The sequence below is a fragment of the Pseudoalteromonas sp. BZK2 genome (genome assembly GCF_014349195.1).
In the GTDB taxonomy this organism is placed as follows: Bacteria; Pseudomonadota; Gammaproteobacteria; order Enterobacterales; family Alteromonadaceae; genus Pseudoalteromonas; species Pseudoalteromonas simplex.
This window is the reverse complement of record NZ_JACSOG010000009.1, coordinates 126,457-148,182: the sequence shown is the minus strand read 5'-3', so window position 1 is coordinate 148,182 and position 21,726 is coordinate 126,457. Positions and strand designations below refer to the sequence as shown.

The following is a 21,726-nucleotide window of genomic DNA, read 5'->3' as shown; positions in this document are numbered from 1 at the left end:
CCCTAGCACCATTCCTACGCGATATAAAATCGCGGCTACAATCTTGCTAACTCGCAACTCGCAACTCGCAACTCGCAACTCAAACCTACGTCAAACGCAAGGCGATAAATTCGGCGAGTTTGTCTACGGCGGTGCCGGGGTCGTCGGTACGTTTAATTAAACTAATACCGATTTGACCAAGCTCAGGGAGGTCTTTGGTTTGTAGTTGGTAGTTAAGCTCATTCGGTACGGTGCTTTTTGCGAGTACCGTAATGCCTAAGCCTTCTTTTAACGCCGCAGTTAGGCCTGTTAAGTCGGCATTACTGTAGGCAATGCGGTATTTAATACCCGCACTTTGTAGCGCCTCGATTGCGCGGCGGCGATAAATACATCCCTCGGGGGCGGTTACAAGCGTTACCACATCGTTCTGTGCAAGGTTTAAATCGCCCACCCATACTAGTTGGTCTTGCATAAAAATAGGGAACTTGGCTGATTCGAGCTCTTCGTTTAATGCCAACACTAAATCGAATTGATCTTGGCGCGAGACCGACAATAAATGTTTACTCAAACGAGAACGCACTTCGAGCGATACGTCAGGGTATAGGGCCACGAAGTCACCAATGATCGACGGTAAAATACGTGCAGCAAATTCACTGGGGATCCCCAAGCGCACTTTACCGGTCACGTTTTCGCTGGTGAACTGCTGCAAAATGGCATCGTTTTGTTGCAGCATTTGCTTAGCTAATGGCATAAGCAATTCGCCATATTGATTAAGCACTTGGCGCTGGCCTTGCTTTTTAAACAGCTTATGGCCCAGCATGTCTTCAAGGCGCTTTATTTGTAAGCTCACAGCCGGTTGCGATAGCCCTAATAATTCACCTGCTTTGGCAAATCCGCCAACTTCAACAACAGTGACTAAAGTACGTAAACTATCGGTAGAAATGTTTTTCATTAAAAAATTCTATTTATAGGGCTATGTATATAAGCATTATTTATCAATTGATAAATAATTACAATTTGTTGTTGCCAGCACGGCGCAATATACTTCAAGCATTAACGATTGATAGGTGTCACATATGACTTTTACGCCAATAATGTTTGCTCGCCACAGCCAAGCTGAGACCCCAGCAGACAACGTGCTACAAGCAAATAGCGATACTGCCATTATGGATTTTAGTGGCACTGAAGCAATCCCATTTTTAACGGCTATTTTAGGTCTTGATATTAATAAGCTAACCGCCAGCGGTTTAGGCTTACGTAGCTCATTAGACGATGACCTAACAAGCAGCTACGCTTATGCCTTGTATTACTTTAACGAAACTGCATTTCGTTTTGTATTAGGTAAAGATGCCAGCGTGCAATTACAGTCGCTTATTAATGAGCAACAACTACGTTACGACATTGATTACGTAATGCGTGACGATTTAAGCGCGCTAACCCTAAGTGGTGAGCAAGCGTTTGATGCTTTGGTTGACAGCTTTAAGCTAACGCCGGGGCTGCGTTTATCAGACATGCGCAGCTGCTATGGTGCACAAAGCGGTGAGGTATTTATTACCGCCATAGATAACCAAGCAACACAGCAATTTCAGCTGGTGGCGCGCCAAGCAGAGCTTGATAAATGGCAAACGCACTTGCAGCAGCTCGGCTTTGATTTAGCCTTAGCCAACGTTGCTTAAAACATAAAATTTTTAAAACAGCTACGCACTTGGGTGTTTAGCTGTTTTTTAGTTACAAAATCGCAATTTGGGTGTGACAACTGTGCAACTAATGTATAATCGCCGCCCATGTTATTCCCCCTCATTAAATTGAGGCCACGCCCCACAACTTGTGGGTTAATTTAAAAGTGAAGGAATATTATGACTTCTAAAACAGTTTTACATGCTAAGCACCTTGAAGCTGGCGCAAAAATGGTTGATTTCCACGGCTGGGAAATGCCAATCAACTACGGCTCACAAATCGAAGAGCATAATGCGGTTCGCACAGATGCAGGTATGTTTGACGTATCTCACATGACAATTGTAGATATTCAAGGCGAGCAAGCACAAGCGTTCTTACGTAAGCTAGTTGCAAACGACGTTGCTAAGTTAACTGTACCGGGTAAAGCACTTTACACAGGTATGCTTAACGAAGAAGGCGGCGTAATCGACGACCTAATCATCTACTTCTTCTCAGAAACGAACTACCGTTTAGTAGTTAACTCAGCAACACGTGAAAAAGATTTAGCGCATTTAGCTAAAGTTTCGGCTGATTTCGCCGTAACGGTTACTGAGCGTCCTGAGTTTGCAATGATTGCCGTTCAAGGCCCTAACGCACGTGCTAAAACAGCAACAGTACTTAACGCAGAGCAACAAGCTGCTGTTGAAGGTATGAAGCCTTTCTTTGGTGTGCAAGCAGGTGATTTATTTATTGCGACAACAGGCTATACTGGCGAAGATGGTTATGAAATCGTAGTACCTAACGATCAAGCTGCTGATTTATGGCAACAACTTCTAGATGCAGGCGTAGCGCCAGCGGGTCTAGGTGCGCGTGATACGTTACGTCTTGAAGCGGGTATGAACCTTTACGGCCTAGATATGGACGAAAGTGTTTCTCCACTTGCTGCAAACATGGCGTGGACAATCGCATGGGAGCCAGAAGATCGTAAGTTTATCGGTCGTGAAGTATTAGAGCAGCAACGCGCTGACAAGAGCACAGACAAACTAGTTGGTTTAGTGCTTGAAGAAAAAGGCGTATTGCGTAGCGGTTTAAAAGTCATCGTTGAAGGTGGTGAAGGGGTGATTACCTCTGGTACATTCTCACCAACCCTTGGTCACAGTGTTGCGCTAGCACGCGTTCCGCGTTCAACTGGCGAAACAGCCCAAGTAGAGATGCGTAAAAAACTGGTTAACGTTAAGGTTGTTAAACCTTGCTTTGTACGTAACGGCAAATCAGTTATCTAAACTATAAAAAATTTGGTGTTATCACCTAATAATGCCAATCATGTTGAGTTGTTAGCATGATTGGTAACAGAACCAAAGGAACAAAAAGATGAGCAATATCCCAAGCGAATTAAAATATGCTACTTCACACGAGTGGGTTCGCGACGAAGGTGACGGTACGTTTACTGTAGGTATCACTGAGCACGCACAAGAACTTCTTGGCGACATGGTATTCGTTGAATTACCAGAAGTTGGTGATGAAGTTGACGCGGGTGAAGACTGCGCAGTAGCTGAGTCTGTAAAAGCAGCATCAGACATCTACGCACCAATCGGCGGTGAAATCGTTGCAATCAACGAAGAGCTTGAAGATTCGCCTGAAACAGTAAATAACGACCCGTACACTGACGGTTGGTTATTCCGTATCAAAGCATCTGACACATCAGAGCTTGATAACCTGTTAGACGCTGAAGGCTACGCTAACACAATCGACGAAGACTAATTAATTAGTCACGCCGACTAAAAGCCCCGTCTAGATCCCCAGCTAATTAAATGCGCTGCTTGGGTTTCACAGGGGCTTTTATGATTTTATAGCTTACTTTTCCATACGCTGTAAGTTACTGAATCAACCTGTTTTTAAGTTATTGCCAGTTACCCATTGGCAGTAACCACTTTTTTTTGGATCATAGGAATCTGGACAAATGTCAAACGCCAAATCTCTTGAACAATTAGAGCAAAAGCAAGATTTTATTCGCCGTCACATTGGGCCAAGCCCAGCGCAAGTAAGCGACATGCTAAGCGCTCTTGGAGTATCGAGTGTTGAAGAGCTGATCGGTCAAACGGTACCTGCAAGCATTCGCTTAGAGCAAGGTTTATCAATTGGCGAAAGCCGCACTGAAGTTGAAACACTAAGCTACTTAAAATCAGTAGCAAGCAAAAATAAAGTGTTCAAATCATACATCGGTCAAGGCTACCACCCAACTCACGTACCACACGTAATTTTACGTAACGTACTTGAGAACCCAGGCTGGTACACTGCGTATACACCATACCAACCAGAGATTGCACAAGGTCGTTTAGAATCATTATTAAACTTCCAGACTATGACCCTAGACCTAACTGGTCTTGATTTAGCAAGCGCGTCATTACTTGACGAGTCAACGGCTGCTGCAGAAGCAATGGGCCTTGCAAAGCGTGTTGCTAAAGCTAAAAAAGCAAACATCTTCTTCATTGCTGATGACGTTCACACACAAACTATCGACGTTGTTGCTACACGTGCAGACCAGTTTGGTTTTGAAGTTGTTGTTGGTCCTGCAAGCGAAGCGGCTAATCATGAGATTTTTGGTGCATTATTCCAATACCCATCAACAACCGGTGAAATCACTGACGTAACTGACCTAATCGCACAAGTACAAGACAAAAAAGCGATTGCCTGTGTTGCTGCAGACATCATGAGCTTATTAATGCTTAAAGCACCAGGTAAACTAGGTGCAGACGTAGTACTTGGTTCAGCACAGCGTTTTGGTGTACCTATGGGTTACGGTGGTCCACACGCTGCATTCTTTGCAACACGCGACAAGTATAAGCGTTCACTACCAGGTCGTATTATTGGTGTTTCTAAAGACCGTTTAGGTAACGACGCACTACGTATGGCTATGCAAACACGTGAACAACACATTCGTCGTGAAAAAGCCAACTCAAACATCTGTACAGCGCAAGTATTACTAGCGAACATGGCAGCGTTCTACGCGGTTTACCACGGTCCACAAGGCCTTAAAACTATCGCTGAGCGTATCCACCGTTTTGCAGACATCTTAGCGGCGGGCTTAAAAGCGAAAGGTGTAAACCTTAAGCACGACACTTGGTTCGATACACTGACGGTTGTTGCAGACAACAAAGACGAAATCGTTGCACGTGCAGTAGAGCACGGCGTTAACTTTGCGTCTAACCGCGCAGGTGAATACTCAATTTCTGTATCAGAAACAACAACGCGTGCAGACGTAGCTGAGTTATTCGACATCATCTTAGGTGAAGATCACGGCCTAAGCGTTGATGCACTTGCAAACGAAATCGAAGTAAACGGCAGCAACTCTATTCCTGCAAGCCTAGTACGCGATGACGAAATTTTAACGCACCCTAACTTCAACTCGTACCACAGCGAGACTGAAATGTTGCGTTACATCAAGCGCCTAGAGAACAAAGACTTAGCGCTTAACCACTCAATGATCTCATTAGGTTCATGTACAATGAAACTTAATGCGACAGCTGAGATGATCCCAATCACTTGGCCTGAGTTTGCAAATTTACACCCATTCTGTCCACTTGATCAGGCAGCGGGTTACCAAATCATGATGACAGAGTTACATGACTGGTTAGTAAACATCACAGGTTACGATGCAGTTTCACTACAACCTAACTCAGGTGCACAAGGTGAATACGCAGGCTTAATCGCGATTCGTAAATACCACGAGTCACGCGGTGAAGGTCACCGTAACGTATGTTTGATCCCAAGTTCAGCGCACGGTACAAACCCAGCGTCTGCACAAATGGCAAGCATGAAAATTGTGGTTGTTGACTGTGATAAAAACGGTAACGTTGATATGGCAGACCTTAAAGCGAAAGCCGAAGAGGTATCTGAAAACCTATCTTGTATCATGATCACGTACCCATCTACACACGGTGTTTACGAAGAAACAATTCGTGAAATCTGTGACATTGTGCACCAGCACGGCGGTCAAGTGTACATGGACGGCGCAAACATGAACGCGCAAGTAGGTGTTACAAGCCCAGGTTCAATCGGTTCTGACGTATCGCACCTTAACCTACACAAAACATTCTGTATTCCACACGGTGGTGGTGGTCCAGGTGTTGGCCCTATCGGTGTTAAATCTCACCTAGCGCCATTTATGCCTAACCACAGCGTAATTAATGTTGCTGGCACAAACATCGGTAACGGTGCGGTTTCTGCTGCTCCTTACGGCTCAGCAGCTATTTTACCAATCTCGTGGGCATACATTGCTATGATGGGCTCTGAAGGCTTAAAACAAGCAACAGAAATGGCTATCGTGAACGCTAACTACTTATCTGAGAAGTTAAGCGAGCACTACCCAATTTTATACCGTGGCCGTAACAACCGTGTTGCGCACGAGTGTATTGTTGACCTACGCCCAATCAAAGAGCAAACAGGCGTTACAGAAATGGACGTAGCTAAACGTCTACAAGACTATGGTTTCCATTCACCAACTATGTCATTCCCAGTAGCTGGCACACTAATGATTGAGCCAACTGAGTCTGAGTCTAAAGTTGAGATCGACCGTTTCATCGAAGCAATGGTGTCAATCAAGTCAGAAATCGACCGTATCGCATCTGGCGAATGGTCAATTGAAAACAACCCGCTAGTGTTTGCACCGCACACACAAGCAGACGTACTAGGCAATGAGTGGGATCGTGCATACGACCGTTTCTACGCAGCATTCCCAGTACCAAGCGTAGCAAAAGACAAATTCTGGCCTACAGTAACGCGTATCGATGACGTATACGGCGACCGTAACTTAGTTTGTTCATGCCCAGCGGTTGAGACATACCGTGATTAAGGTTTGATTAAATTCAAATGCCAAAAAGCCGTTGCAGCAATGTAACGGCTTTTTTGTTGGTGAAAAGCTATCAGCTTGTAGGTTGGGTAGAGCGGAGCGAAACCCAACAAGTTGGCGAGTCGCGAGGAGAAAGGGGAAAGTTAGCGAGAGTAAAGGGGAAAGTTAGCGAGAGTAAGGGGGAAGGGAGCTATCAGCTTGTAGGTTGGGTAGAGCGGAGCGAAACCCAACAAGTTAGCGAGTTGCTAGGAGAAAGGGGAAAGTTGCGAGTTTCTAGATGCGAGTTGTAGGAGGTGTTTTAACGCCGAACAAAGAGTTATTAGATATCAGTCGTTAGAAGTCAGATTAAAAATACCCAAGTTAGCGAGTTGCAAGATGAAAGAGTAAAGAAGCTTTAAGCCACAAGTTTTAATTAAGATTGTGGCTGCACATTGCCGTGGTTAATCCCGATACCATAGGCGTGAAATTTATTTCGCGCGAAGAAGATAGAGTAAGTTTAAAAACAACTCCTAAAGCCATGTGTTCTTTAATTTAACCAAATAATGGCCCGATACTGAAGTATAAGGATTGGAGCAACTGTAGACATTTTAAACTAATTAATAATTCTTAAGGTTCGTAGCCTGCGCCCCAAATTCCAAAGCTTAAATTAATTACCATTTTTTGTTTCCAAAATGCCTGAAGAAATAATGTAAGAGCAAAGTTATAGTCACACTTGAATCGGCACTGATGTGTTGTTTCTATGTTGTTAACTAATAATTGAGGATATCATTATGGCACAATCAAACTCATCTAAACCTGCTTCTAGTCACCCAGGGCCTGGTGGAAACTGGCCATCAACAACTGGTGAAAAATCTGGTGTGAATAGAGGTAATGCAGCTCCTAAAAGCGGCAAAAAGTAACAAGGAGTGGGCCCTCAGGGCCCTATATAAAAATGGAAAATAATAAAGCTACATTCCCTACTATCGGTGAGTATGTTCGAGAAATTTTTAATATCACTGGACTCTTAGCTCAAAAGGATAAAAGTAGTTCGATCTTGAGCGATAGTGAGAAGAAAAAACTTCAAACCAAGCTTAAGCGATTAGCTGACGAAAACTCTAAAATTGATGGCAAGCTAGACGAATTAATGAATTCACTTAAGCTTTTGTTAGAAAGGGCAATAGGTGAAGATAGAATTGTTTGTATGGCGCTTGAAGCCATCGAAGAATTGCTTATTACCTATAAAGCGGTTTTGGGAGATGATGGTACTTTCCTAGATAAGAGAAACTCTGCTAAGTGGTTTATAAAACAGTATGTTTTAGATCGAGTTTTGCTTTCTTTCTATAAGAACTATTTAAGACTAAATGTACCTGCATCGAAATTGAGCCTACCGGACTTGAGAATCTGGGCTTTGCCTAATATTGAAGGGCAGAAAATCAATTGGCCATTAAGGAAAGCCTGGCAGCTCATTTATGACTCTTTGTCTATCAGCCAGTCTTCATTTCATTACCCAGATAAGAGCTCGGGAGACTACAGAGCAAGTCAGAATTTAGAAAATGCCCAACATTGGAGTACTACTGATCAAATCCCGAGCATTAGTTCGTTGTTTAATAACTTGGAATATTCGTTAACGTTGTTGAGTTCATCATCTAATGAATCGCTTAGACGAGTAGTAAGTGCGTCAGAAAAGCAGCGGTTAAAGCTAATTTTGTTTATTGGACGAGTATCTGCTTATTGTTTTAGAGAAGTAGATCGTAACTTTGGGCGTGAGTTTTTGCTTGAATGTATTAAGCATGTCCAAGGTCAGTCGAGTAGGTTATCACGTATCAATTCAAAGCTAGAAAGACACTTAAAGACTGTAGAAAAATCCATAGGCTCAATGAGTGAAGTCGATGTTAATAAACTTTATTTTTATGAAATATCAGAATATTGGGCACAGTTTGCAATATCTACTGAACACGGCTCTAGATTATTACAGAATTACATAACTCATGACTCTTTCATAGATTTGACAAGTTTAGAAAAAGCAAAGCTCGTTATAGCCCATGTAGGGGCATATTTAGGCCATAGTATATTGACATCAATAGATATGACACCGAGTAAAAAAGGGATGCCCTACAATTTTCCTGAGTTTCTTTGTGAGGGTTTACAATTAAAGAAATCTCCAACCTCTTTGACAGAAATAGACAATTATTTTAACCGCTTGAAACTGGCTAAACTTGATGGTGTTTTAAACTGGTTAGCGAATTGGTGTTATGCCAATTACTTTTATTCTCAAAATTCATTCAAAGAATCTTATATTTATTACGAAGTTGCATTTAAAGGCGCTAAATATTGTGCAGGTCGTAATCAATACTTGCTTGTAAACCAGTACATTGAATCATGTGCTAAAAATGGGAAGTTTAAAGAAATGAAAAAAGCAGTGGCTTGGGCGAATTATTTGGGTTTAGAAATAAGGTGGCTAAGAGGTTGGGATAATCCAGAATCTGAATCAAGCTTAAAAGATTTGTATAAATTTATGGGAAATTACAGTTTGAAATATAACAAACTTTAGCTATCTAGGAATGGTCTGTACTGCCATGTAAAAACTTTATGGTCTATATGACCAGTCAAGGAGTATACGTATGCCTAATCTTTCTGAAAAATTATTTAAAAAGCACATTAGACAAATAGAAGCAGATATTGAATCTGACTATCAAATGTTGAAATTTGGTTTAGATGAACATAGTGCGCAAACAGGGATAGCGCAGTTAGGGAGTAAGACTTGTAAAAAGTGTGTCTCCGGTGATGGAATTAAAAAGCGAATTTACGGTAGTTTTTTTGAAGCAGAAAGCTCTGCAGATGATCTTTATGAACATTCCAATCTTGAACTCGAAGCTTATAGATGCCCTATAGGTAGTGGTTGGCATTTGAGAAAGCCTAGATATAGATAGAGAGTTTCACTTGTTTATGATTCCCAAACTCAAATAATTCTGATCATGATTAATGTCGTACTCTAATAAGTCTGTGACTTTATTTTGGTAGTTTGTGAGTCGAATATAGTTTGTGACTCATAAGGAATAAAAAAGGTGAGCCTATTGCTCACCTTTTTTGTTTGTGGGGAGTTTTATTTCGGTAATAATTAAAACCTTTTCATATAGTTCAATAGATAAGCCGTTTAGGTATAGTATATTTACATGCTATGATTTACAAAAAGTAGCAACTTACAGTTGCGAGTAAAAGGATTTAAAAGGGCAATGTCTCAATTACAAAGTGCTATAAAGCAGGATTACTCAAAAATAATTCCAAATACTATTGTCGAGTTAAAGGTCCCTTCAGACTTGAGGCATATAGAAAAAAGCTCTTTTAAAATAGAGAATCGATTTTTCTATCCCGCACTTGCTGGGAATGGTCTTCCTAATAACGATAATTTCATTCAGCTACTCAATGGTAGCATTAGACGATTTTCTCTGAGCGCTAAAGAATTAGATGAGCATCGAAGTCTTGTGATTTCAGGAAATGATATTGAAGCTTCATTAATAGAAAATAGAGGAAGAGAGCGCTTTGTTAAATATGCTAAGGAAGCGGCAAAGAGGTCTGGCGAATTAGGTGAGTTAACATTATTTGTTTTGTTGGAAGCTTTTTTTAATGCTCCTAAAATTGCTAGTAAAATGAAATTGAAAACAAGTAATGAAATGCACGTACATGGTGCTGATGCGGTTCATGCCACGTTAAATGGAAATAGTTTCTTAACATTAATACTGGGTGAATCAAAATTTAGAGCTGATAGAAGTACTGGTCTAAACGATGCAATTGACTCTGTTTCAGGATTTGTATCCAACTATCTAAAAATGGATAAAGAAGTCGAGTTAATAGAAGGAAATCTGGATCAAGAAATCTTGGATGCCAGCTTAAGAGATAATCTAATTAGGTATTTCAGTAAATTCACACCTGAAAGTAATAAAACAACGAAAACTATTGCAATTCTTCTCGGTTACAATCGTAAATCTCTATACAATAACTTATCTAAAATAGAGGATTATGAAGAAAGGGTAAAGCAGCTTGAAGAACGGTATAGGATACATGCTAGTGAGGTTGCTAATGAATTTATTGATAAGCTTGAATCCGAGAAAAATCCTCATTTTTCTAATGTAAACTTTATTTATGCTCTACTACCTTTTGATGATTTAAACAATGTTAAAGAGGCTTTTCATGTATTGGCGAGGCTTCAAAAATGATCGAGTGTATATTTTCTCAATCGGCTGCAAACCTTTGGCTAGATAACGAGTTTCAAGAACACTATCAAAAGTTAAAAGTTGCTAATATCAAAGATAACTTAGTCGCTGACCAAAAGCTTGAAGATGCTATAGATTTTTCTAAGTTGATAAGGGCTGCATCTATTTTTTCTTTAGTGAAATATAAGGAAAATGAAAGTCAGAAATATCATGAGGCTGCATTTAGGATTTCATATATTACAAGAAAATTACATTTCGACACGGATGAGAATATATCTAATTTATCTACTTTAATACTAGCAAGATTAGGTAACTTTCCAACCATAAAAAAACAACTTGCAAACGATGAATTAGAAGGCTACTTGGATAATGTTATCACCCATTTGCCTCATAGTTTGGCATTAGAAACGTTGGCTAGGTATGACGGAAACAAAGTTACCATTGCAGCCGAAAAAACAAGAGCTTCCGTACTGGAACTTACAGATTTTCAGCGTGGTCTTTGGGAAGGGTTAAATAACGAATATAAGTTGCTGAGTTTTTCATCCCCAACTTCATCAGGGAAAACTTTTATACTGCAAAATTTTCTTGTTGATAGGGCAATAAAAAATCCTGAGCAATTTGTTTCTATCTATATAGTTCCGACTAGAGCTTTAATCAGTGAAGTAAGCCATTCTCTTAGAGAACTACTTAAACAACGAGATGAAACAAGTGTAAGGGTACTGTCTTTATCTGTAGGTGATGACGAAACAATACCTAGTAAAGTTATTTACGTTTTTACTCAAGAAAGATTGTTGAGTTTCTTGTCCAATAAAACTATGTCGCAATTACCATATATTGATTTGGTTATGATTGACGAGGCCCATCAGATTTCAGAGCGAGCCAGAGGGGCGTTGCTTCACCAATCAATTAATCGGTTAAACAACTCTTATAATGTTGGAAAGTTCGTTTTTTGCTCTCCGGTAATTTCAAATCCACAGCTATTTGAGAAGTTATTTGTTAACAGTTCACAGTATAGATCTGAAAGCCAAATGACGACTCTTAGCCCTGTTACTCAGAATTTAATAGTTGTTAGCCCGCTTAAAGGTATTACGGACAACTTAAAGCTTGAACTGTATGATAGTTCGATTAATCGATTAAAAATATTTGATAGCTTTCAATTGCCAAACCGCAGAGTGGCAACTTCAAAATCTCATTTTTTAGCATATTGTTCTTTCCATTTAGGAAAGGGAAAAAGAAATATAATTTATGTTGATGGTCCGAGTAGTGCTGATACTGTTGCGTCTGAATTGATAAAAATGATTAAAACAGAATGTGACTTAGAGGAAATTAGCGAATTATCTACTTACTTGCAAAATTCTATTCATAGTGATTATGTGCTGGCTAAAGCGCTAAAGTATAGGATTGGTATTCACTATGGAAAGATGCCTTCTTTAGTTCGAGATACAATTGAAAGGTTGTTCAGAGAAGAGAAATTAGACTTTATTATTTGTACTAGCACTTTAGCTCAAGGCGTAAATTTACCTGCCCAGAATTTATTTATATTAGACCCGAAAGTTCAAGATTCAGACACAAAGAAATATGAACAAATAGATCGTTCTGTATTTTGGAATATAGTTGGTCGAGCTGGGCGACTATATAAAGATTTTGAAGGAAATGTATTTCTCCTCAAGCAACCGTCCCAAATTGAGAATTGGGAAGACACTTATTTGTGTAATGAAAAATTATCAACGGTTATCCCAGCTACTGAATCAGTAATAGCAGGGGAAACTGAGAGATTAATAGAGCATCTTACCGACCCTGAGAAAAATGCAAATAGAGGGATTGAAGAGGTTGCTAGCTACATCTATGATTTGGCTAGTTCAAAAGGAGGCATTGAGCGTGAGCTAGCACTATTGCCTAAAATTGATTCAGAAATGGAAAATAAATTGACAAGTGCTGTTAATGAAATTTCAGAGCAAATATCAATTCCTGATGAAATAATAAAGCTAAATGTTGGCGTATCCCCTGTAAGACAGCAAGCCTTGTTCGATTTTCTTTTAAGCAAGGAGAACATTGATGAGTGGCTTTTACCTAGAAATCTATCGAATACGGCTAAATTTCATTTCATAGTCACACATATACTTGAAGTTCTCGATTCCCCAGCCATGGATAAAGACTCTTTAGAAAGTTACGGTTGGGTATTTACAATTCCAGCAATAAGCTGGATGCAAGGAGTATCTTTAAATCGAATGATTTCTAAGCATATTGACTATAAACGTAGAACAAAGTACCAAGGAAAAGAGCTAAACTCTAAGCAAATCAATTCAGTAATCCGTGGTTTTTTTGGTGATATCGAAACAAATGTTCGTTTTAAGTTAGTGAAATACATTAATTGTTATAACAATCTACTAACAGAAGTCTGTAGAGTCAAAAACGAAGTAGAATTAATGCAATTAATTCCTGTTCACCTGCCTTTATTTTTAGAAGCTGGGGTTAGTAACCCTATTCAATTAGATCTAGTTTCTCTCGGCTTGTCTCGAATAACAGCTATTGAGATATCTGACTTATTTAGAAATGCAGAATACACCGAATCTTATGATTTATTACCATTGCTTGAAAGGGTTGTTGCTGAAAAGGAAAGGTTACCGTTAGCTTGTTTAGAAGAAATTAAAAGGGTGCTAAATTAAATGGGTGACTTTGACAACCAACTAAATTGTGAAACGCATGGAAAATCTAATGCAACATTCATTTGCCATCACTTTAAGAACCAAGGGGTCAGGTCTTTCTTTTTGCCTAACCCCTTTACTAATCCAAACCAACACTATGCTGTTAGCACCTAGCACCTAGCACCTAGCACCTAGCACCTAGCACCTAGCACCTAGCGCCTAGCACCGTAGGCGTGAAATTTATTTCGCGCGATCCCATTAAAAAACAACTTCGGAAGAATTTTTGTATTTATATGGGTACAAATATCAAATAACCTGTATTATGCATGCTTTGTTGTTGGGTGGTGAAACCTCTTAATTAACCACCTGATTATGTTGTTGAAAATTTAAGGTGAAAGAATGTTAAAAGGGAACTTTGTGCGCATTAAAAGGGCTTTGGCCGGTTTGCTTGTGTTAAATCTTGGGGTTGCTGGAGCTTCGGCTAATGACGATACACCAATAGAGAGTGTGGTTGCTGATGCTAATCTCTTAACGTGTTTACAAGAAAGTGGCTATAAAACTGTGGGTGAGGTGACAAAAATACATTGCAGAGATCGCGGTATTACCTCAGCCAAAGGGCTTGAGCATTTTAGTAACTTAACAAAACTCATCCTCAGTAATGAAGGGGATAGCTTCATAGTTGGTGAAATTGGTGGCATTACAAGTAGACCTGCCGATAAGAAAGTGCCAAACCAGCTGACCGAAATCGACATAAGCCACAACAGCCAGCTTTTCCATGTTAATTTAAGCCAAAATAGCCTTACGAGTATTGATGTAAGTAACAACGAAGAGTTAGAGACTTTAATGCTGAGTGGTAATAAGCTTTCAAAGCTTGATGTAAGCACTAACAGTAAACTTACATGGCTTGATCTTAATGATAATAAGCTGACAGGTGAATTGACGCTTGTTAATTCTGAACTATATCAACTTAACCTGTCGGGCAATAAGCTCACAAAAGTAAATATACCGAGTGGTATTCGTAACCTTGAGCTTGCAAATAATCAGTTAAAAAACATAGATTTAAGCAAGTTCAAGATGCTCAGCGAACTAAACCTAGATGCCAACCAGCTTAGCTCTTTAGACATAAGCCATAATAAAAAGTTAACTGCACTTTACGCCGGTAATAACCAGTTAAGCACTATCGATTTAACAGCAAACCCCATGCTTCAAGTGCTCTTTTTGTCAAATAACAAATTAAAAAACATTGATTTACGTGAACATGCAAATTTAGTAGATATCAGCCTTTTTAATAATCCACTAAAAAAAGTAGATGTAAGCAAAAGTTATAATTTAGAGCTGTTAGAACTCGACAGCCGTGTTGAGTGCATAGGCATAGGTTGTGCAACAAGGTTTGAAGGGTATTAATAACAGCGTGTTGGGCAGAGCACTGCGAAGCTCAATAAGTTAGCGAGGGGAAAGGGGAAAGGAGCTATCAGCTTTCAGCCGTCAGCTATCAGATTTAAAAAAAGAGCTTTAAGCCATAAGGTTTAGGTTAGATTGTGCCTGTACCTTGCTAAGGCTAATCCCATACCGTAGGTGTGAAATATATTTAGCGCGAAATAAATTTCACGCCTACGGATGAGCATTTCAATTTAACTATGTGCAGGCACAATCTAATCTAACTTCTAACGACTGATATCTAATAACTCTTTTTTCGGCGTTAAAACGCCTCCTACGACTCGAATTTCGCCTCTTTCCCCTTGTAACTCGCTAACTTTTGTTCTTAATCTGATGCTCTTATGTTCATCGCGCGAAATAAATTTCACGCCTACGGATGAGCATTTCAATTTAACTATGTGCGGGCACAATCTAATCTGACTTCTAACGACTGATATCTATTATCTCCTTTCTCGTCCCTCGCACCTATTAAATTTTTTTATCCCTCCATAATTCATCCATTATTGTGATTTACCCTTTGAAATATGAACCTTTTGTACCCCAATTTGAGTGGGTTAAAGCTTATCCGTTTCGAAAAGAAGTCGGTCGGACTGTTAGTAGAAGTAAGCATTTTATTAATTAATAGTTTGTCGAAATTACAATAAATAATTAGGAATCGTAATATGAATCAGTGTAAAAGGATTAGTGCTGTGTTGGCTTTATCCCTACTTTCACTAGTTGGGTGTTCTGATGATGACTCTACCGAACAAGAAGCTGTTGCTAATGTCGCTTTGAAATCTATGACCTCAGTCTCCGATGACGTTTATCAACCAGGACAACAGATCACAGTTGATTTCAGTACCGAAACAACCTTATTAACGAATGAACACGTTGGTGTTTCATTTATTTTAATTGAAAAAAGTAAAGTCGCTGAACTCGAAACTGAAGATGAGCCAGATGGCTACGATTTGGGTGAGTTTTATATCGAGCAGTTACAAGAAGGCGAGCAAAATCATACGGCAACATTAATTTTACCAAATGAAGATCTCGCTGCGGGTGAATTTATTATTGCCGCTTTTGTTGACACAAGTGGTGTGATCTCAAACGAAGTTGATGTTACAGATAATAAATCCCGTGGCATTGAGTCTGGTGACGAAAGCACCTATAGCTCAGTAACCATTAGCGATGGTCATTACCATGATTTTGTTTTAGATAAACTTAAAGTGGGCGACGGCTTTGCTATTTTTCCTGGCCCGGGTAAAAGAGATACTACAGGTACAGGTGAACCAACACAGAAAGTACCTGATTTAATAGGCTTTATTAATGCCACCAAATTTGGTAATTCAGTCAACGAGGCTGATATCAGCGCAACAATAACCATCGGCGAAACGACTTATCATGCTCACTTATGGAATGAGCAAGCACAAGCTTATATGGAGACGATGCGTATTAAGTTTCCTGATCATGAGCAATCTCATTACTTTCCTTGGGATGTTGCAGTAAATGGCGTATTGCTAAAAGCGATACACGATGATTTTGATCACGATGGTGGTGAAAACAGTTTTAGCATGACATTTACCTTCCACGACAACTCTGATGAAATTGAAGCTCATAGCGAAAATAATAGTATTACCGTTGAAGTACCTTATGCGCTTTATCATGATGAAGTGAGTACTGCAGAATCGGTAGAGCTTAATAGTAATAAAACAACAATAGCGTCAGCATCAGTGATGCAGACTACAGCTTCATCAGCAACAACGTTAGCCAAAGTTGGCAGTTGGAGTGCGACTTATGGTGACAGCGATGCTGTGGCAATCAGCCCTTCTTTTTATAGCTATATGAATGTTTCTTCTAGTAATGGTGGTTCAGCCGAGGGGCTAGTAGAAGCAGACCTAGATCTTTACCTATTTGATAAATCAGCGAGTTTGGTTAGTGCCAGCGCTGAAGCGAGTGCAAATGTAAGTGATGGTGAGATTACATATGCAGCAAACTTTAGTGTGCTGGGTGATACGTTAATTGACGAGGGCGACACGTTAACGGCCTTAGACAAGTCTTTAGGGTATAGCTGGAGCGAAGAACAAAAAGTGGTTGAAACAACGTTCACCATTGTAATTGTTCCGGTGACCGTTGAGGCTGGTGTTAGTGGCAGCTTGGATTTAGGGGTTGGTTTAGCTTACAGCAATAGCCGAATTGACTTAGGGGGAGATATTGTTACTGCCAGCATGGATGCGTATGCCACTGCAGAAATAAACTTAGGTATTGCAAGTGGCGGTGTTGGTATAGACTTTTTGATTATTGCAGATACATTTAATGCCACACTTTATGCAGATTTAGCTAAAGCTATCACTGATTCTAAAATCACCTTAGGGATTGATGTAACGAATGATATTGAGGCTATTTCCGGCGAATTTTATGTTTATGTGAAATACCCTAAATACAAGTGGTGTTGCACGGTTAAGACAAAAACCAAAACTCAAACTATCTACGATACTAGTACCTTGTACGATAAAAGCTGGACAATTTTAGACGAATCAGCAACCTTAAACTATTAGTATGAAGGCTAAGGTATAATGCGTTTAATTAAACTGAGTTTATTATTTGGCACTTTATTAGGCTATGCTTCGGCCGCTTATGCAGTGCCTCATTGTACTGTTTGGGGTGAACTTCAATCAAAAGCTGATACGAATATTGTTTCGATGAATAGCCCCTCAAAAAGCCAGTTTGACTTGCAAGGGCGGTTAATTTATCGGCCTTTGTTAGTTGCAGAAAAATTTCACTGGTTGGGTTTTGAGCTATACCAAGCTCAAGCAAAGTTGAATAAAACAGTGAGTACCAGCAATGAGTATGCTGTGCCTTTTGCTGTGAAAGTTAGCAATAACTCAGGTGAAGTTTTAGATTATCGGTTTAACGCTAAATTAAAAGCGGCTGATCAACAAAAGCTGATTGCTTTATACCGCGCCTTTCACCGTGCAAAACCCCCTGAAAATATACAGGGGGATAAGTATTGGGTTAAAGAGCGAGATGACATCGGTCAGTATAAATCACTCTACACAGTGCTAGCTGATAATAAACTAAAGCGAACTAAACTCAGTTATTTAGAACCAACCGACACTAGGCAAAGCACTAATGCTGCGAAAAATCTAATGCAGTTGGAAGTGGCGAACATTATTAGTGATGAGTTTACTTTTGAAAACGATAAGTGCTGGTTAACAAAAACCCTCGGAAATAGTCATATTCAAGTCAGTAGTAGTGATGGAAGTATGAATATTGAAGTACTGCAAACACTAAGTTTAAATCGTTCAAATCAATCGATACCCGATGATGCAAGGTTACTACAATTACCCGAAGACCCTAATCAATGGGAAGATTTAAGCACAGATTGGGTTTACCCTAAAGCGCCGCCTCAACCCTTAAAAAATACTGAAGCGTTTATCACTGCTTTAAAAAGTATGGATTGGCTAGAGGGAGACCGAAAAACGCTTTTGCAATTTCTTTATGACAATGATCAGTATTTGCTGAGCTTAAAAGAGCTTATTTCAACTAAATCAATTGCAGATCCTTTGGAAAGTAAATTGTTTATGTACCTAGGTAAGCATGACTCAGTTAATTCAAAACAATTACTGACAGAGGTATTTGTTGAGCCTGGTTTATTTTCACCAAATCAGCGCTTTAGAAGTTTAATGGCACTAAAATACAGTGAAAAGCCGTTAACTGACATGCAGGTTGAGGCGATTTTTGAGTATTCCATGTCATATGGTCTTGATGAAGAAAATTCTAAGCTGGCTCATAGTGCTTTAATGGTAATGGGGGCGATTGCAAAAAATCAGCAGGGCAGTGAGTTTTCAACTCAGTTAACACAAAAGTTAGCTGATTCATTAAATTCAAGTGCAACGGAGCAAAAAGCATCAGCCCTAATCACCGCACTGGGTAATAGTGGAGACTATGATCATCAACAGCTTATTGGTGATTATTTAGCTGGCGACAGTCCAAGATTACGCCTAAATGCGGCAGAGGCTCTGGCAAAAATGCCAAGTAAAACCAGTTTGAATTACTTGAGTAATCAACTAAATCAAGAAACTGATAGTAAAGCGCAAGGGGCGATATTAAAGGCAATGGGTAATAATGAGTTAGACGCAGAACAAGTCGATAGTATTTATGCCTTTGCTGACGCTAGTAACCCGAAAGATATTCGCAGTGCCGCTATATCGGCGTTAAGTCAACAAGCGAAGTCAAAACCAGAGGTGAAAAGCCGTTTAAAAGCACTGGTTAAGACGGAAACTAATCAAAAGAACCTGCGTCAATTAATGAAAGCGCTGTATGGTTCGTAGAGCTATCAGCTGGTAGGTTGGGTAGAGCGGAGAGAAACCCAACAAGTTAGCGAGATACAAGGGGAAAGGGTAAAGGAGCTATCAGCTTTCAGCCGTCAGCTATCAGATTGAAAAGTTAGCGAGATGCGAGTTGTAGGAGGCGTTTTAACGCCGAAAAAGAGATACCAGTCGTCAGAAGTTAGATTGGATTATGCCTGCGCATAGTTAAATTGAAATGCTCATCCGTAGGCGTGAAATTTATTTCGCGCGATGAGCATAAGATCTATCAGATTGAAAAGTTAGCGAGTTAGAAAGAGTAAAGGGGAAAGTTTGCGAGATGCGAGTTGTAGGAGGCGTTTTAACGCCGAAAAAAGTCATAGGGGAGGCGCAACTAACACTACGCTGTTAGCACCTAGCACCATTCCTACGCGATATAAAATCGTTGCTACCATCTCGCTAACTCAAACCTACTGAATCAAACTCACTTGTTTTACGTACGTATCGGTTTGCAAACCAAAGTGGCCGAGAACGTAGGTGTAGGTGGCATTTTCATTCCATAATCGGCTGCTGTGAATGCCGTACACATAACAAGTTGTTCCTAGCACTAATTCGGGTTTAACACTAGGGAGAGGTTATGATCTGAGAGATAAATCTGCTAGCCTTATTTCAGCCCAACTTGTAAAAGCAGGTATTAATTTAATAGAAGCAAACCTATTAGCTTCAGCTTCAAGGCTTAAAGGAAGGGCGGCAGAGCTTTTTATAATTAAGAACGATTTATTGGACTATGAAATTAGTCCAAATGTACAGCTATCTTTATTTAATATTGCATATGCAGAGAAAGAAAAAGTTGTTTTGCGAATATGCCAAAAAGCAGATACTGTCGCTGCATATGGAGCTGTTGATTGGGGTCAATTACCAAGTTCTTTATTGGAACTTTTTGTTGATTTAACTTATCGAGGCGACTATTCGGGAGCCACAAGAAAGTTCTTACAAAAACCACTCGCGCAAGGAGATATTAAAGCTTTGAAGCTTATATTCAGTGATCGCTCTAAGTGGAGTTCAGTGCCTTATCAGAGGTTTGCTATGAGAAGTAAGTTCGCAAGTACTTTATCGGTAAAACAATCGACAATGCAGGTTTCTCCATGAATTTTAAAACAATGGCACTATCCCTTTCTATTTTTACCAGTTTCGCTTGTTCTCAGGAATCGAGTTTAGAGAAGGTTGACAATATCCAGCCGATTCAGGTAATCAAAGGTCAGTTAAAAAATGAGACTGTTACTTATTTGCGCTATAACACTGAGGTTCAACCTTGTATTACACTAAAATTGGACAGAATGGATAAACAAAAGCAGTTATGTATTTTTACCGATCAACAAGGGAATGCGGTTGATGTAAGGACTGATGTTGCTGGAGTCGACTATTTGACCCCCGCCTTTTCTGAAAGTTCTTTCACAGTGACTTTAGATCTATTTAGTTATTACTTAGATTGCCAAATTACCCTTATAAATAAATCAGTAAAAGATCCTGTGTGTAAATTTAGAGATATGGATTAAAAAAGATTTATAAATAAAAGTAAAATATCTAGGGCTTTTCTAGCTAATGATTAGCCCTAAAATCTACCTAGTATTGCAATTCTACATATTCAACTAGCACATTTTGCTAGTAAAAAATCTAATAATTTGTACTTAAAAAATGCACAAAGGTTAAATTAATGTAAATTAAATCTTGCTTTCGTACCTGTTTGGTCTATGTTTTTGGTCGGAGGTCACTCCTCCAACCTGATAGATAAAATGACAATCAACAGGAACACACATGAAAATAAAAACACTCTCACTAGTGCCAGCTTTAATGTTGGCAGCGGGTATCAGCCACAGTGCTTTTGCTGCGCAAGGAGTCGCATTTGTGCACGGTACAGGCCAGCAAAGCGATGCGTATAATGACTATTGGACAGGCAGTTTTGTCGACACGGTTCGTCAAGGTTTACCAAATAGTAGTAATTACACGGTCATTAATTGTGACTTTGATCAATACATGTGGGCAGACGCGGCATCTGGCTGTTTAGCAGGGCAGCTCACTACATTTATCACTAATAAAAACATCACAGATTTAACTCTGATCACCCATTCTAACGGTGGCAATGTGGTGCGTTGGATTTTATCTAACCCAACATGGGATAGCCGTTATCCAAATATTATTAGCAAAGTCACGCGTACCATTGCTCTGGCTCCTTCAAGTGGTGGCACGCCGTTGGCTGATGCGGTTATTGCGGGTAATTCATTCGAGCAAAGCTTGGGTTGGCTTTTAGGTTACGGCAGCGATGCAGTAAAACAACAACAAGTATCTTGGATGGAATCGTATAACGCACAGTGGCTGTATGGCACACCGAACCGCCCAAGTTTACCGTCTCGATTCGAAACCGTGGTGGGCAGTGATGTTGAATCAGCGGTATGGGATAGCGACAGCTATTGTGGCGGTTATCAAAATCAAGTGGGCCTTGAAGTAACGCAAAACTGGTTAGATAGCTGCTCAGATGGCTTTTTAAATTGCAGTTCTCAGTCGTTAGCTGGGGTGGTGTGGTTTACCGATAAATCACGAACCCAAGGTGGTGAGCCTTTGAGTCATCAGCAAAGTCGACGTAACTGTTTTGGCTTGCCAAACATGCTTAAAAACCGAATTTAGGAGCC

General features: G+C 39.9%; 16 protein-coding genes and 1 pseudogene. 15 read left to right on the top strand and 2 right to left on the bottom strand.

Annotation, left to right across the window (positions count from 1 at the left end; translation table 11 throughout):
- Positions 1-85 precede the first annotated feature (85 nt).
- On the bottom strand, positions 86-931 hold the full coding sequence (locus BIZ38_RS07480; protein WP_054560757.1) for a LysR family transcriptional regulator: 846 nt from the start codon (positions 929-931) through the stop codon (positions 86-88).
- Between the two features lie 124 nt (positions 932-1,055).
- On the opposite strand from BIZ38_RS07480, the gene BIZ38_RS07475 reads away from it, so the two are divergent.
- The 12 genes from BIZ38_RS07475 to BIZ38_RS07425 all read left to right on the top strand — a co-directional run bounded on the left by BIZ38_RS07475 (position 1,056) and on the right by BIZ38_RS07425 (position 19,063).
- Positions 1,056-1,655, top strand: coding sequence for a hypothetical protein (locus BIZ38_RS07475; protein ID WP_054560756.1), 600 nt, complete (start codon positions 1,056-1,058; stop codon positions 1,653-1,655).
- Positions 1,656-1,835: 180 nt separating this feature from the next.
- The gene (gene gcvT / locus BIZ38_RS07470) at positions 1,836-2,918 is read left to right on the top strand and encodes a glycine cleavage system aminomethyltransferase GcvT (RefSeq protein WP_054560755.1); all 1,083 of its coding nucleotides are present in this window, start codon (positions 1,836-1,838) and stop codon (positions 2,916-2,918) included.
- 88 nt (positions 2,919-3,006) lie between these two features.
- The gene (gcvH, locus tag BIZ38_RS07465; protein ID WP_054551324.1) at positions 3,007-3,396 is read left to right on the top strand and encodes a glycine cleavage system protein GcvH; all 390 of its coding nucleotides are present in this window, start codon (positions 3,007-3,009) and stop codon (positions 3,394-3,396) included.
- A gap of 199 nt (positions 3,397-3,595) precedes the next feature.
- Entirely contained in the window at positions 3,596-6,487 is a 2,892-nt protein-coding gene (gcvP, locus tag BIZ38_RS07460) for an aminomethyl-transferring glycine dehydrogenase (RefSeq protein ID WP_054551325.1), read from the top strand.
- Between the two features lie 767 nt (positions 6,488-7,254).
- Positions 7,255-7,383 carry a hypothetical protein gene (locus BIZ38_RS21780; protein WP_262387571.1) on the top strand — a complete coding sequence of 43 codons (129 nt, stop codon included), beginning with the start codon at positions 7,255-7,257 and terminating at the stop codon, positions 7,381-7,383.
- Between the two features lie 32 nt (positions 7,384-7,415).
- Positions 7,416-9,014, top strand: a complete 1,599-nt coding sequence (locus BIZ38_RS07455) for a hypothetical protein (protein ID WP_187489993.1) — start codon at positions 7,416-7,418, stop codon at positions 9,012-9,014.
- Between the two features lie 70 nt (positions 9,015-9,084).
- Positions 9,085-9,393 carry a hypothetical protein gene (locus BIZ38_RS07450; protein WP_187489992.1) on the top strand — a complete coding sequence of 103 codons (309 nt, stop codon included), beginning with the start codon at positions 9,085-9,087 and terminating at the stop codon, positions 9,391-9,393.
- A 303-nt stretch (positions 9,394-9,696) separates the two neighbouring features.
- On the top strand, positions 9,697-10,677 hold the full coding sequence (locus tag BIZ38_RS07445; protein ID WP_187489991.1) for a DUF1837 domain-containing protein: 981 nt from the start codon (positions 9,697-9,699) through the stop codon (positions 10,675-10,677).
- A complete protein-coding gene (locus tag BIZ38_RS07440) occupies positions 10,674-13,340 on the top strand; it encodes a DEAD/DEAH box helicase (RefSeq protein WP_187489990.1) in 2,667 nt (888 codons plus the stop codon). Before BIZ38_RS07445 ends, BIZ38_RS07440 begins: the two co-directional genes overlap by 4 nt.
- Before the next feature lie 378 nt (positions 13,341-13,718).
- A complete protein-coding gene (locus BIZ38_RS07435; protein WP_187489989.1) occupies positions 13,719-14,723 on the top strand; it encodes a leucine-rich repeat domain-containing protein in 1,005 nt (334 codons plus the stop codon).
- A gap of 695 nt (positions 14,724-15,418) precedes the next feature.
- Positions 15,419-17,287, top strand: a complete 1,869-nt coding sequence (locus BIZ38_RS07430) for a hypothetical protein (RefSeq protein WP_187489988.1) — start codon at positions 15,419-15,421, stop codon at positions 17,285-17,287.
- An 18-nt stretch (positions 17,288-17,305) separates the two neighbouring features.
- Positions 17,306-19,063 (top strand): HEAT repeat domain-containing protein, encoded by a 1,758-nt coding sequence (locus BIZ38_RS07425; protein ID WP_187489987.1) that lies wholly within the window; start codon positions 17,306-17,308, stop codon positions 19,061-19,063.
- Positions 19,064-19,509: 446 nt separating this feature from the next.
- Here the strand turns inward: BIZ38_RS07425 and BIZ38_RS22005 are convergent.
- Positions 19,510-19,635, bottom strand: a pseudogene (locus tag BIZ38_RS22005) (lipase); the annotation flags it as partial.
- 184 nt (positions 19,636-19,819) lie between these two features.
- Here BIZ38_RS22005 and BIZ38_RS07420 point away from each other — a divergent pair.
- The 3 genes from BIZ38_RS07420 to BIZ38_RS07410 all read left to right on the top strand — a co-directional run bounded on the left by BIZ38_RS07420 (position 19,820) and on the right by BIZ38_RS07410 (position 21,721).
- Positions 19,820-20,188 carry a hypothetical protein gene (locus BIZ38_RS07420; RefSeq protein ID WP_138599860.1) on the top strand — a complete coding sequence of 123 codons (369 nt, stop codon included), beginning with the start codon at positions 19,820-19,822 and terminating at the stop codon, positions 20,186-20,188.
- Positions 20,185-20,595, top strand: a complete 411-nt coding sequence (locus BIZ38_RS07415; protein WP_187489986.1) for a hypothetical protein — start codon at positions 20,185-20,187, stop codon at positions 20,593-20,595. The genes BIZ38_RS07420 and BIZ38_RS07415 overlap by 4 nt, the downstream gene beginning before the upstream one ends.
- 259 nt (positions 20,596-20,854) lie before the next feature.
- On the top strand, positions 20,855-21,721 hold the full coding sequence (locus BIZ38_RS07410) for a hypothetical protein (RefSeq protein WP_222938020.1): 867 nt from the start codon (positions 20,855-20,857) through the stop codon (positions 21,719-21,721).
- Positions 21,722-21,726: the final 5 nt, after the last annotated feature.

Excerpts from the sequence above, each read along its gene's own strand:
- BIZ38_RS07480 (WP_054560757.1), bottom strand. The coding sequence starts at position 931 with ATGAAAAACATTTCTACCGATAGTTTACGTACTTTAGTCACTGTTGTT.
- BIZ38_RS07475 (WP_054560756.1), top strand. The coding sequence starts at position 1,056 with ATGACTTTTACGCCAATAATGTTTGCTCGCCACAGCCAAGCTGAGACC.
- gcvT (WP_054560755.1), top strand. The coding sequence starts at position 1,836 with ATGACTTCTAAAACAGTTTTACATGCTAAGCACCTTGAAGCTGGCGCA.
- gcvH (WP_054551324.1), top strand. The coding sequence starts at position 3,007 with ATGAGCAATATCCCAAGCGAATTAAAATATGCTACTTCACACGAGTGG.
- gcvP (WP_054551325.1), top strand. The coding sequence starts at position 3,596 with ATGTCAAACGCCAAATCTCTTGAACAATTAGAGCAAAAGCAAGATTTT.
- BIZ38_RS21780 (WP_262387571.1), top strand. The coding sequence starts at position 7,255 with ATGGCACAATCAAACTCATCTAAACCTGCTTCTAGTCACCCAGGGCCT.
- BIZ38_RS07455 (WP_187489993.1), top strand. The coding sequence starts at position 7,416 with ATGGAAAATAATAAAGCTACATTCCCTACTATCGGTGAGTATGTTCGA.
- BIZ38_RS07450 (WP_187489992.1), top strand. The coding sequence starts at position 9,085 with ATGCCTAATCTTTCTGAAAAATTATTTAAAAAGCACATTAGACAAATA.
- BIZ38_RS07445 (WP_187489991.1), top strand. The coding sequence starts at position 9,697 with ATGTCTCAATTACAAAGTGCTATAAAGCAGGATTACTCAAAAATAATT.
- BIZ38_RS07440 (WP_187489990.1), top strand. The coding sequence starts at position 10,674 with ATGATCGAGTGTATATTTTCTCAATCGGCTGCAAACCTTTGGCTAGAT.
- BIZ38_RS07435 (WP_187489989.1), top strand. The coding sequence starts at position 13,719 with ATGTTAAAAGGGAACTTTGTGCGCATTAAAAGGGCTTTGGCCGGTTTG.
- BIZ38_RS07430 (WP_187489988.1), top strand. The coding sequence starts at position 15,419 with ATGAATCAGTGTAAAAGGATTAGTGCTGTGTTGGCTTTATCCCTACTT.
- BIZ38_RS07425 (WP_187489987.1), top strand. The coding sequence starts at position 17,306 with ATGCGTTTAATTAAACTGAGTTTATTATTTGGCACTTTATTAGGCTAT.
- BIZ38_RS07415 (WP_187489986.1), top strand. The coding sequence starts at position 20,185 with ATGAATTTTAAAACAATGGCACTATCCCTTTCTATTTTTACCAGTTTC.
- BIZ38_RS07410 (WP_222938020.1), top strand. The coding sequence starts at position 20,855 with ATGAAAATAAAAACACTCTCACTAGTGCCAGCTTTAATGTTGGCAGCG.